12 protein-coding genes are annotated in these 11,843 nt (G+C 61.8%); 7 read left to right on the top strand and 5 right to left on the bottom strand.

Going from position 1 to position 11,843, the window contains the following annotated elements; all coding sequences use genetic code 11:
• The first annotated feature begins 136 nt into the window (after positions 1–136).
• Positions 137–841, top strand: a complete 705-nt coding sequence (locus LJ738_RS01450; RefSeq protein WP_227784553.1) for a porin family protein — start codon at positions 137–139, stop codon at positions 839–841.
• Between the two features lie 185 nt (positions 842–1,026).
• Here the strand turns inward: LJ738_RS01450 and LJ738_RS01445 are convergent, their stop codons facing one another.
• Together LJ738_RS01445 and LJ738_RS01440 are read right to left on the bottom strand one after the other, a co-directional pair.
• Positions 1,027–1,449 (bottom strand): molybdenum cofactor biosynthesis protein MoaE, encoded by a 423-nt coding sequence (locus tag LJ738_RS01445; protein WP_227784552.1) that lies wholly within the window; start codon positions 1,447–1,449, stop codon positions 1,027–1,029.
• Between the two features lie 86 nt (positions 1,450–1,535).
• Positions 1,536–1,778, bottom strand: coding sequence for a MoaD/ThiS family protein (locus LJ738_RS01440; RefSeq protein WP_227784551.1), 243 nt, complete (start codon positions 1,776–1,778; stop codon positions 1,536–1,538).
• 145 nt (positions 1,779–1,923) lie between these two features.
• Here LJ738_RS01440 and moaA point away from each other — a divergent pair, with 145 nt between their 5' ends.
• Positions 1,924–2,961: a GTP 3',8-cyclase MoaA gene (gene moaA, locus LJ738_RS01435; protein WP_227784550.1), complete on the top strand. Its 1,038-nt coding sequence runs from the start codon at positions 1,924–1,926 to the stop codon at positions 2,959–2,961.
• Between the two features lie 181 nt (positions 2,962–3,142).
• Here the strand turns inward: moaA and LJ738_RS01430 are convergent, their stop codons facing one another.
• Positions 3,143–3,526, bottom strand: coding sequence for a nuclear transport factor 2 family protein (locus LJ738_RS01430; RefSeq protein ID WP_227784549.1), 384 nt, complete (start codon positions 3,524–3,526; stop codon positions 3,143–3,145).
• Positions 3,527–3,680: 154 nt separating this feature from the next.
• Between LJ738_RS01430 and LJ738_RS01425 the strand changes: the two genes are divergently transcribed.
• The 4 genes from LJ738_RS01425 to LJ738_RS01410 all read left to right on the top strand — a co-directional run bounded on the left by LJ738_RS01425 (position 3,681) and on the right by LJ738_RS01410 (position 7,943).
• Positions 3,681–4,841 (top strand): MFS transporter, encoded by a 1,161-nt coding sequence (locus tag LJ738_RS01425; RefSeq protein ID WP_227784548.1) that lies wholly within the window; start codon positions 3,681–3,683, stop codon positions 4,839–4,841.
• 179 nt (positions 4,842–5,020) lie between these two features.
• Positions 5,021–5,398: a cupin domain-containing protein gene (locus LJ738_RS01420; RefSeq protein WP_227784547.1), complete on the top strand. Its 378-nt coding sequence runs from the start codon at positions 5,021–5,023 to the stop codon at positions 5,396–5,398.
• Between the two features lie 4 nt (positions 5,399–5,402).
• Positions 5,403–6,194: an SDR family oxidoreductase gene (locus LJ738_RS01415; RefSeq protein WP_227784546.1), complete on the top strand. Its 792-nt coding sequence runs from the start codon at positions 5,403–5,405 to the stop codon at positions 6,192–6,194.
• A gap of 174 nt (positions 6,195–6,368) precedes the next feature.
• Positions 6,369–7,943: an MDR family MFS transporter gene (locus tag LJ738_RS01410; RefSeq protein WP_227784545.1), complete on the top strand. Its 1,575-nt coding sequence runs from the start codon at positions 6,369–6,371 to the stop codon at positions 7,941–7,943.
• 157 nt (positions 7,944–8,100) lie between these two features.
• Here the strand turns inward: LJ738_RS01410 and LJ738_RS01405 are convergent, their stop codons facing one another.
• Entirely contained in the window at positions 8,101–9,285 is a 1,185-nt protein-coding gene (locus tag LJ738_RS01405) for a putative sulfate/molybdate transporter (RefSeq protein ID WP_227784544.1), read from the bottom strand.
• A gap of 73 nt (positions 9,286–9,358) precedes the next feature.
• The gene (locus LJ738_RS01400) at positions 9,359–10,672 is read right to left on the bottom strand and encodes a cation:dicarboxylate symporter family transporter (RefSeq protein ID WP_227784543.1); all 1,314 of its coding nucleotides are present in this window, start codon (positions 10,670–10,672) and stop codon (positions 9,359–9,361) included.
• Positions 10,673–10,875: 203 nt separating this feature from the next.
• Between LJ738_RS01400 and fdhD the strand changes: the two genes are divergently transcribed.
• Complete coding sequence (fdhD, locus tag LJ738_RS01395; protein WP_227784542.1) at positions 10,876–11,769, top strand: formate dehydrogenase accessory sulfurtransferase FdhD; 894 nt, start codon at positions 10,876–10,878, stop codon at positions 11,767–11,769.
• The last annotated feature ends 74 nt before the right edge of the window (positions 11,770–11,843 follow it).

Genomic DNA, 11,843 nt, shown 5'->3' with positions numbered 1-11,843 from the left:
GCCCGGCCATGTTATGGTCGGGCTTTTTTTTAGCTCAACGTACATCTGTTGAAGCCAAAAGGGCGTTTATGGCGCAGGTTGGCACACTTTTCGAAGCACGCCTTCCCGAGTATATTTTTCACTCTCTATAATCCACATGAAAAAATCTGCATTTTTAGTAGCGTCCCTTCTCGCTACAGCGGCCGTTTCATCGGCTCAGGCCCAGGACGGTATTCGTTTGGGATTCCGCGCGGGTGCCAACTATTCTAACTTGGCCGGCAACATCAACCACGAGGATACTTATAATAACAAAGTCGGCTTTTTGGGCGGCGTGATGCTCAACGTGCCGGTTACCAGCGACGGCTTCTTCTCGGTGCAGCCGGAGGTGCTGTATTCGCAGAAGGGCTTCGAGAACAAGCCTACCGAGTACACCACCACCATTGCCGGCATCGGCAACACCCAGAAGCGCGAGGGTAAAGTAAACTACAACTACCTGGACGTGCCAATACTGCTGAAAATTAACGCCGGCGGCTTCGTAGCCGAAGCCGGCCCGCAGTATTCCTACCTGCTCTCGGCCAACAACGAGACCAAGGTGACCAACACGCCGCAGCCCAACGGCACGCCCCGCGTAACCGAAGACCAGAACAAAACCGACGTAAGCGGCTTCAATCGCAACGAGCTGGGCTACGTGGCCGGCGTGGGCTACCAGGCCGAAAACGGCCTGAGCCTGAACCTGCGCTACAACGGCGCCCTGAGCGACTTCGTGAAGAGCGACAACAGCACCTACTTCAACGGCGACCTCAAAAACGCCCGCCACTCGGCCTTCCAGCTCTCGTTGGGCTACTTGATTCCGAGCAAGTAAGCAGTATTTGTCATTAATCAGCATTTGTCATGCTGACGAAGGAAGCATCTTGTCCCCGCTGAACTAGTCATCCGACGGTGATAAGATGCTTCACTCCGCTCTGCATGACAGATGGGGTTTAAGTTTCCATAAAAAAGCCCGGCATCTACAAAGATGCCGGGCTTTTTTGTGTGCAAATAATTGAGCTACGGATGCGCGGCTACCCACTCGGTACCGTCTTCGTATTCCTCACGCTTCCAGATAGTCACGACTTGCTTGAGCGTGTCGATGATGTACTGGCAGGCGGCGAAGCTTTCGGCGCGGTGCGGCGTGGCCACGGCCACCACCACAGCCACGTCGCCGAGTTCTAACGTGCCTTTGCGGTGCACCACGGCTACTTCCTGCAGCATTGGCCACTTTTCGTAAGCCTGAGTTACCACGTGACCCAGCTGGGTCAGGGCCATGCTGTCGTAGGACTCATAGTGCAGGCGGCGCACGGGGCGCCCGCCCGACTGGTTGCGCACTGTGCCAATGAAGGCGTTCACGGCCCCGGCGGCGTCGGTTTGCACGGCGGCCATGGCAGCGGCTACGTCAATGGGCTGGTCGGTAATGGCGAGGTAGGGCGTCATACGTAGCGCGGACTTTTAGTCCGCGAGTGGATGCTATAAAATCGTGCAGAGGTAATTGCCCGCGCGGACTAAAAGTCCGCGCTACATCACCCCCCGGCGACGGGCGGAATGAGGGCAATTTCGTCGACGGTGTGGAGCGGTTGGTCGTTGTCGGCGTATTCGTGGTTCACGGCCACGGCGCAGCTGCGCAGCTCGCCCAGCGCGGGGTATTGCTTGCGCATTTCTTCCAGCAGCTCGCCCACTGTAGCGGGCGCCGGCGCCGGCAGCTCAATAACGGACGTGCCCACGATGTCGCGGGTGATGCCGTATAGGGTGACTTTTAAAGACATATCTTCGACATAAATTTTCGACAATCCCCGATTGCCGGCGGGCACTGGCCCAACCCGCGTAATAGGCCTTGAACACCTTCCGCGCGCCGGGGGTTTAGCGCTAGTCGGCCGTCTTACGTACAGCCGCACAAATTTGGTGATAAACGTGCAGCCTACTCTCTCCCTTCCGGCCACTCCCGTGGTTTCACCCCTCTACGACCAGCACGGCCGGCCGCTGGAATACCTGCGTCTGGCCGTGACGGACCGCTGCAACCTGCGCTGCTTCTACTGCATGCCCGAAGAAGGCATCAAGTACATGCCCAAGCACGAGCTGCTGAGCTACGAAGAGATGCTGCGCCTGTCCGGCCTGCTGGCCACGCTGGGCGTGCGCAAAGTGCGCCTGACCGGCGGCGAGCCCTTCGTCCGGCGTGACCTGGTGCCCTTCATGGAGCGCTTGGCCCAGCTGCCCGGCATCGACGACATCAGCCTGACCACCAACGGCGTGCTCACCGCACCCCACGTGCCCGCCCTGGCCCGCCTGGGCGTAAAAGCCGTGAACCTCAGCCTCGACACCCTGGACCGCGCCCGCTTCGCCAGCATCACCCGGCGCGACGAACTGCCCAAGGTGATGGAAACGTTCTACGCCCTGCTCGATGCCGGCATTCAGGTGAAAATCAACGCCGTGGTGATGGACGGGCAGAACATCGACGACCTGGTTCCGCTTGCTGACCTCAGCCGCAGCCTGCCCGTCGACGTGCGCTTCATCGAGGAAATGCCCTTCAATGGCGGCAGCCACGAGGCCGGCCCAGCGTCGCTGCCGTGGAACCACGTGCGCATCCGCCAGCACCTCGAAGCGCATTTCGGGGAGCTCACGCCGGTGCCCATGCCCGCCGGGGCCACCGCTTCCGACTATTCCATTGCCTGCCACCAGGGCCGCGTGGGCATCATTGCGGCGTATTCGCGCACCTTCTGCGGCACCTGCAACCGCCTGCGCCTAACGGCCGAAGGCGGCATCAAAACCTGCCTCTACGACCAAGGCGTGCTCGACGTGCGGGCCCTGCTGCGCGGCGGCAAAGACGACGAGCAGATTGTGGCCGCCCTGGCCGCCGCCTTCCGCTTCCGGGCCGCCAATGGCTTCGAAGCCGAGCGCCAGCGGCCACTGCACCAGCTCAGTTTCGAGAGCATGGCCACCATTGGCGGGTAGCGAAGCATTTTTCCCGCGCCTTCTGTCATGCAGAGCGAAGCGAAGCATCTTATCCCCGTTGCACGAGTCGTGCTGGCTTGAGAAGATGCTTCGCTGCGCTCTGCATGACAGAAGGCTTGGGCAAGCGGTTGTACGCACTACAGAATGTTCGGCAGGCCATGACGCTAAGCTGGATAAACGTCTAAAACATGCCATTTTCGTTCTGAGCTATTTCGGGTACTTCCTGCAGCACGTCCCAATGCTCCACGATTTTGCCATTGGCATCGAACCGAAAAATGTCCATGCCGGCGTAGTCGTGGCCACCGGGCCAGGTCTGGTGGCAGTGCAGCACCACGAGGTCGCCCTCAGCCACGGCCCGAACCACGCGCATGTGCTTGCCGGGGTACTCGGCCTGCATGCGCAGGAAATACGTGAGGAAGCCCAGCTTGCCATCCTTCACGTGCGGGTTGTGCTGAATGTACTCGTCGCCGACGTAGCGTTCCAGCGCCTCGGCCGGCTGGCAGTCGTTGAACATCAGCTCGTAGAAGGCAATGGCGTTCTGCTTATTTCGGTCCTGTTGGGTCATGGTTTCGGAGCGGGAACGTTTGTTGGAAACGGGCCGCAGCTTTTGCTGAAAAAGCAACTACTGCGCGCCGGCCGGCGTTGGGGGAGCTTGTAATTTGCTAAAAAATAGTGTGAGACGGCCCCAGCCCAGCGCTCGGGACGAGAAGGTATACGTTATGATTTCATTGACTACAACGGCCCCGCCCATTTCCCGAAAAGCCCACCGGTTGGCGGTGGGCGCTTTGTTTTTTCTGTTGGGCCTGTGTTTTGCCAGTTGGGCCTCGCGCATTCCGAGCGTGCAGCAGCGCATGGGCATTTCGGAAGCGCAGCTGGGCCTGCTGCTGCTGGCGCTGCCCATTGGGCAGCTGCTTTCGTTGCCCGTCACCGGGTGGCTGGTGGCCAAGGAGGGCAGCCGCAAGGTTGTGCTGTGGGGCGTGGTGCTGTATGCCACCGCACTGCTGGGCCTAGGCTGGGCCAGCAACCTCTACCAGCTGCTACCGTGCCTGGTGCTATTTGGCGTGGGCGGCAACCTGACCAATATTTCGGTGAATACCCAGGCCGTGGGCGTGGAGCGGCTCTACAAGCACAAGCCCATCATGGCCTCGTTTCACGGGCTGTGGAGTTTGGCAGGGTTTGCCGCCGCCGCGGTGGGCTCGTTTATGATTGGCCACGCCATCACGCCGGGCTGGCATTTCGTGCTCATTGCCTTGTTCATTATGGCCGGCCTGGCGGTGAGCGCCGGCTACACCGTGCGCGAGGATACCGGCGTCGACCCCAACCAGCCCATTTTCGTGAAGCCCGACAAGGAACTGCTGGGTTTGGGCGCCATTGCCTTTTGCGCGCTTATCTGCGAGGGGGCCATGTTCGACTGGAGCGGGGTGTATTTCAAAAAGGTCATTCAGGCCGATAAGGACTGGGTGGGCGCGGGCTACACGGCCTTCATGAGCACCATGGCCCTGGGTCGCTTTGGAGCCGACTGGCTGGCCGCGCGCCTGGGGGCTAAGCGCGTGATTCAGCTCAGCGGCCTGCTCACGGCCACGGGCCTGCTGATTGCGGTGTTGCTGCCCACGCTGGTCACGGCCATGCTGGGCTTTCTGCTGGTAGGCTTTGGCACGTCGTCGGTGGTGCCGCTGGTGTACAGCGCGGCCGGCCGCTCCAAGCACATGTCGGCGGGAATGGCGCTGGCCTCGGTCTCAACTATTGGTTTCCTGGGCTTTTTGCTGGGGCCGCCAGTTATTGGCCTGGTGGCCGGGGCCACGAGCCTGCGGGTTTCGTTTGCGTTGATTGCCTTTATGGGACTGTGCGTGTCGGCGGTAGCCACGCGGGTGCGGGTGTAGCTTGCTGCCCGAAAAAAGAACGTCATGCTGAGCTTGCCGAAGCATCTCGACCGCGAACTAATCCCAACAATTGAGTTAGTATTGAGGTAAAGATGCTTGGCTACGCCGACCTTCGGTTCGCTGTGCTTGGCATGACGTTCTACTCAAAGTTCTAACCCAAAACCCATCCAACCCATCACATGGAAATAACCCAATCCGTCACCAAATACACCTGGGACGACATGCCGAAAGAGCAGTTGTCGGACCAATTATCCCGCCGCCTCATCACTGGCAATGACATGATGCTGGCCCACGTTTACCTCAAAAAAGGCTGCGTTGTGCCCCTGCATCAGCATATTAACGAGCAGATAACCTACATCCTGGAAGGCGCATTGCGTTTTCATATTGGGTCCGAAAACGGGGAGGAAGTCATCGTGCGTGCGGGCGAGGTGCTGCACATTCCGTCTAACGTGCCGCACACGGCCGAGGCGCTGGAAGACACGCTCGACGTGGATATTTTCAGCCCCCCGCGCCAGGACTGGTTGGATAAATCCGACGATTACCTGCGCCAGAAGTAACCTTATGGACCTCGGATTGCAAGGAAAAGTAGCCCTGGTGGCGGCAGCCAGCAAGGGCCTGGGCCGCGCCGTGGCTGAAGAACTGGCCGCCGAAGGGGCCTCGCTGGTGCTGTGCGCCCGCGGCGAAGAAGCCCTCCAGGAAACGTGCGCCGCCATCACGGCTGCCACGGGCGTGCCCGTGTTGGGGGTAGCCGCCGACGTATCCAACCCGGCCGATGTCGCCCGCGTGGTGCAAGCCGCAATGGAACGGTTTGGGCGCGTCGATATCTTGGTAACGAACGCCGGCGGACCGCCCGCCGGCACCTTCGACACGCTGAGCCGCGAAATGTGGGAATCGGCCACGCACCTGCTGCTCACGAGCGTGGTGGAGCTCACGCGCGCCGTGCTGCCCGGCATGAAAGAGCGCGGCTGGGGCCGCATTCTCAACGTGACGTCCATCGCCGCGAAGCAGCCAGTGGATAACCTGCTGCTGTCGAACAGCCTGCGGGCCGCCGTAACCGGCATGGCCCGCACCCTGGCCAACGAAGTCGCCCCGTTCGGCGTCACGGTCAACAACATTCTGCCCGGCTACACCCGCACCGAGCGGGTGGTGAACCTGGCCGATGCCGTGGCCGCGCGGGATGGCATTTCGGCCGCCGACGCCACCGCCCGCTGGGAAGCTGAAATCCCCATGCGGCGCCTGGGCGAGCCCCGTGAATTCGCGGCGCTGGCGGCTTTCCTGTGTTCGGAGCGGGCCAGCTACATCACCGGCAGCTCTATTGCCGTAGACGGCGGCTGGATTCGCTCGCTGCTGTAGCAGCTGGCTTTCCTTCCTCACCCGTCTGTCATGCTGACGCAGGAAGCATCTTATCACGTTTGGACGACTCGTTCGACTTTGATAGGATGCTTCCTGCGTCAGCATGACAGACGGGTGAGTTAGTGCCCTACGTATCCCGTTCTTCCTTTCCCACTACCCATCCCACCCACCGCTTTGACTGAAAATCTGACCCACCGGCAGAAGATGCTCACGTTTGCCGGCGTGTTGCTGGCCATGTTCCTGGGCTCGCTCGACCAGACCATCGTGTCCACGGCGCTGCCGCGCATTGTGGCCGATTTGCACGGGCTCGACCGGTTTACGTGGGTGGCCACGGCTTATTTGGTGGCCAGCACGGCGCTGGTGCCCATTTATGGCAAACTGGCCGATATGTACTCGCGGCGCAAGATTGAGGTGACAGCCGTGCTCATTTTCCTGACGGGCTCCATGCTGTGTGGGCTGGCCGGCGAGTTTGGTCCGTTGCCGCTGCTGGGTGATGGCATGAACCAGCTGGTGTTCTTCCGGGCCATTCAGGGCTTTGGCGGGGCGGGGCTGTTTGCCATGGCCTTTATCATCATTGCCGACCTGTTTCCGCCCGCCGAGCGCGGCCGGTACCAAGGGTTTACGGGGGCGGTATTTGGCACCTCGTCGGTGCTGGGGCCGCTGCTCGGGGGCTTTCTCACTGACCGGGGCAGCGGCCTGATTCCGGGCGTAGCGGGCTGGCGGCTGGTGTTCTACGTGAACTTGCCGCTTGGCCTGCTGGCGCTTTGGTTTATTCTGACCCAAATGCCGGCATTGCGCCCACGTACCCAGCCCAAGCCGCTCGACTACCTATCGGCCGCGTTGCTCATGGCCGGGCTGGTGCCGTTGGTAATGGCCTTGCAGCTCAACAAAGCGGTGTATGGTTGGGCGTCGCCGCTCACGCTAGGCCTGCTGGTGGTGGCGGTGGGCTCGTTGGCGGCGTTTGTGTTCCGCAGCTTGCGCCACGAAAATCCCATTCTGGACTTTGGCCTGTTTCGCAACCCCGTTTTTCGCACCGCCAATGGCGCGCTGTTTCTGCTGGGCGGGGCGTTTCTGGGCATCATCATTTTCGAGCCCCTGTTCATGGTCAACGTCCTGGGCGTATCGGCCACCCGCGCCGGCGTTAGCCTGATTCCGCTCTCCATGGGCGTGGTGCTGGGGTCGCTGCTGGCCGGCCAAATGGTCTCGCGCTTCGGCCACTACAAGCGCTGGATGCTGGCCGGGCTAGTGGTGCTGCTCGGCGGCCTCTCCCTGCTGGCCAGCATGCCCGAAACCGTGGGCTATTACCAAGTACTGGGCTATTTGCTGCTGTGCGGCATTGGGCTGGGCCCCACCATGCCGCTCTACACGCTGGCTATTCAAAACGCCATCGAGCCGCACTTATTGGGCCAGGCTACTTCGGCCAGCCAGTTTTTTCGGCAGATTGGCGGGGCCATTACGGCCTCGGTGCTGGGCGCCGTGCTCACATTCACGCTGGCCCAAAACCTGCCTGCCGCGGCCGTGCCCATCCGGCCGGTTGTGGAGCATACCGAAGTGGCCGAAGGGCCGGCACTGCCCCCGGGCGTGGCCACTGGCCCGGCCTCGCCGGCCGCCCGCGCCGCCTTCTCCAAAGCCATTTCCCGGGTATACCTCGTCAATATCTGTCTGGTGCTGGGCGGGCTGCTGATGACGCTCTTTGTGCCGGAGCTGCCGCTGCGCAAGAGCAACATCGCGCCGCCCGCGACGGAATAAGGCTCGTAGAACTGAGCGGAAGCTAACAAATCAGCTCAACCTCGTACCCGCTTAGGTGCGCCAGAAACTACCCTTTGCCCGATAGGCAGGCTAAGCGCACAAATTTCTATTACATCACTAACCGCTGTAGTACAGTTTCTTGGGCTGTGGGCACGCCTTACTTCCCCAGCCCAACCCAGCCGCGCTGCACGGAATAATACAGCGCCGTGCCCACCACCAGCCCCACCAGGTAACCATAGGGGAGCCCGGCACAAAGCAGCCCCACCAGCAGCGCCACTAGCAAATCGGTCCGGCTGGTGCTGATGTCGCGCAGCAAGGCGGCCAGCGTCAGGGCTTCGAACAGCAGCAGCACGCCCAGAATCGGAAGCGGGAATATCTGCACCACCTGCTGAAAGCCCTGGCTGAAAAACAGCCCAAGAATCAGAAACAGGCACCCGTACAGCACCACCGAGCCGCCCGTGCGGGCCCCAAACGCGTAGTGCCCCACCATGCCGCCCGAGCCGTGGCACACCGGAAAGCCGCCCAGAAACGGATTCACTAGGTTCATCAGCGAGTAGGTGAAGCTAATTTGCCGCACGGTGAGGCCCCGCTCCGGGAAATAGTCGGCTGCAATCTGGCGGGTGGCCAGCACCGAGTTGCCCAACGACAGCGGAATCTGAGGCAGCGCTAGCAGCAAGGCCCCTGTGATGATGTCGGCCCGCTCGGGCAGGTGCCAGGTGGGCAGGTGCAAGCCAATGGCCCGTTGGGCGGTGGCCAGGTCCAGCTTGAAAACCAGGGCGTAGGCCACGCCCAGGGCAATGACGAGCAGCGCGGCCGGCCAGCGGCGGTTGCCCAGCAAGGCCACTATGATGAGGAAGGCCGCGGCCGCCAGCGCGTAGCCCGGCAGGCCATCGGCCGCCACATATTGCTTCAGGGCCAGCGTGGCCAGCTGCAGGGCCAGCCCAAACTGAATGCCGCGCACCACCGGCTTGGGCACCAGCCGCGCCAGCGCATCAATCAGCCCGGTTATCGACAAAAAAAACATGCTGACCCCAATGGCCAGCCCCCCGCCGAAAATGACCCGGCCGGGAATCTTTTGGGCAATAACCAGCGCCGCAAACGCCTTGAGCGGCTGCACGGGCATGGGCATGCGGTACCACAGGCCGGAGAAAACCTGCATCAGCCCAAAGAGAATGAGCACCCCGGCGCTGTCGACGCCCGAGGCGGCAATGACGCCGATGAGCAGCGGCAAGTCCGTGCCCAGGTCGCCAAACGCGCCGGCCAGCTCGTTGCGGTCGAACCGGATGGACGGGCGGGCAGGAGCGGGGCAGGGCTCGGTTTGGGTCAGGGTTGAAGGTTCCACGGAGGCAAAGGTCGGGAGGCGGCGGGCTTGCAGCACTGGGCAAAGCAGGGCGCTGCAAGCCCCAACAAATTCTTTAGCGTTTGTTCTTCAGCAGGCGGGCCGTTTCGCTGGCTTGCTCGGCTACCTGGCCCAGGTACTCGCCGCTGGTGTAGCCTTTGCGGAAGCGCAGCGGCTTCAGGCGTTTGCCTAGGGCATCCACGGCCATTTCGTGGTCGAGGGCGCCTTCGGTATGGGCCAGGAAGATGGTGGCCACGCCGTTGCCGATGAAGTTGGTGATGGAACGCGCCTCCGACATAAATCTATCCACGCCCAGCAGCAGGGCCAAGCCTTCTACCGGAATCACCTTGAGGGCGGTGAGTGTGCTGGCCAGCACCACAAAGCCGCTGCCCGCCACGCCGGCCGCGCCCTTGCTCGTCACCATGAGAATGCCCATCATGGTGAGCACCTGCGCCCCCGACAGCTCCACGTGAAATACTTGAGCCAGAAACAGCGTGGAGAGCGACAGGTAAATGGTGGTGCCGTCGAGGTTGAAGGAATAGCCCGTGGGCACCACCAGCCCCACCACCGGCTGGGCACAGCCCATGCGCTCCAGCTTTTCCATGAGCCCCGGCAGGCCGGCTTCGGACGAGGACGTGCCGAGCACAATCAGCAGCTCGGCCTTGATGTACTTGAGAAACGACCACATGCCGATGCCCGCGTAGCGCAGAATGGCGCCCAGTATCAGGAAGATGAACACGGCCATGGTCAGGTACACCGTGGCCATGAGCTTGCCCAGCGGCAGCAGCGTGGCAATGCCGTACTTGCCGATGGTGAACGCCATGCCGCCAAACGCCCCGATGGGCGCCAGCCGCATCACCCAGTGCAGCCCCCGAAACACATACTTGGAGGCTTCTTTCAGGAAGTGAATAATGGGCTTGCGGCCGGCGTATTTGCTCAGGGCTATGCCCAGCGCAATGGACAGCAGCAGCACTTGCAGCGTCAGGTTATCAGCCAGAAAGTGCAGCCACGAAAACTCGCCGGCCCGCTTGGTGTACTCGCCCACGGCCGCCCCGCTGAGCTTTCCCACGGCCACGCTGGCGCCGGGCCGCACCAGCGCCGCCACGCCCACCCCGATGGCCAGCGCCAGCGTGGTCACGATTTCAAAGTACAGCAAGGCCTTGCCCCCGATGCGCCCCACCTTCTTCAAATCGCCCATGGTGCTGATGCCGAGCGTAATGGTAAGGAAAATAATGGGGTTGATGAACAGCTTGACGACGTCGATAAAGCGCTTGCCCAGAAATTCCATCTTCACGGCCGTAGCCGGCTGGAAGTGCCCCAGCAGCGCCCCGGCCACAATGGCCAGCAGCACCCAAAGCGTGAGATTGTGCGTCAGCTTTTTTAATTTCATTTAGGATAGAATCGAGAGGGAGCAGAATGGCGGATCGGGCTGCAAGAACGTCAGACTGGAAAGAACGTCATGCTGAGCGCAGCCGAAGCATCTCGCGTGCTGCAGCAATCCTTTTTCTTAGCGATTGGTTTAGTGGAACCACGCGAGATGCTTCGGCTGCGCTCAGCATGACGTTCTTAATTAATTCACTTCTTTCGTGCCCCATGGAGCCCGCCATACTCTTACCCGCCGCCAGCTACGAATTTGCCACCATCCAGAAGGTGACCGGCGCCGGCCCGCCCGTACCGGCCTCCGACCAGCTCGCGGCCGAGGAACCGCTGGAAATTCGCGTGGGCTACGAGGTAGCGGGCCAGCGCGAGCACCGCACCCTCTCCGTAACCATGCGCACGCCCGGGCACGACGAAGAGCTGGCCGCAGGCTTTCTGCTCACCGAAGGCATCATTCATCAAAAAGCCGACCTGCTGGGCATCATTCCCTGTCCTGACGTGCAGAAGGCCGAAGAGGCCGGCAACGTGACCCGCGCCGAGCTGGCCGCGCACGTGCAAGTCGATTTCTCGGCCATGGAGCGGCATTTCTACACCAGCTCCAGCTGCGGCGTATGCGGCAAAACCAGCATCGATGCCGTGCGCACCGCCTCCTGCCCCGTGCTGCCCACCAACGGCCCTTACCTGACCTACGACACCGTGCACCAGCTGCCCGAGCGCCTGCGCGCCGCCCAGGCCGGCTTCGAGCAAACCGGCGGCCAGCACGCCTCGGCGCTGTTTAGCCCGGCCGGCGAGCTGCTGTTGCTGCGCGAAGACGTGGGCCGGCACAACGCGCTGGACAAGGTCATCGGGGCGGCGCTGCTGGCCGATTGGCTGCCGCTGCACCAGCACGTGCTGCTGGTGAGCGGGCGCGTGAGCTTCGAGCTGGTGCAAAAAGCCGCCGCCGCCGGCATTGGCATTTTGGCGGCCGTGGGCGCCCCCAGTAGCTTAGCCGTACAGGCGGCCGAAAGCTTTGGTATGACCGTACTTGGCTTCGTGCGCCAGCAGCGCTACAACATCTATTGCGGGGCCTGGCGCTTGGTGAGCGACACGAGTAAAATGACTGAACATTAATAATTTATACGAAAAAAGACTTTATCTTTTGCTGATTGCCTGCGTAATAATGCCAGCTCCCGCCTATTTCTTTG

Source organism: Hymenobacter plasmatis (genome assembly GCF_020711255.1).
Classification (GTDB): domain Bacteria; phylum Bacteroidota; class Bacteroidia; order Cytophagales; family Hymenobacteraceae; genus Hymenobacter.
This window is presented reverse-complemented; position numbering and strand designations above follow the sequence as displayed.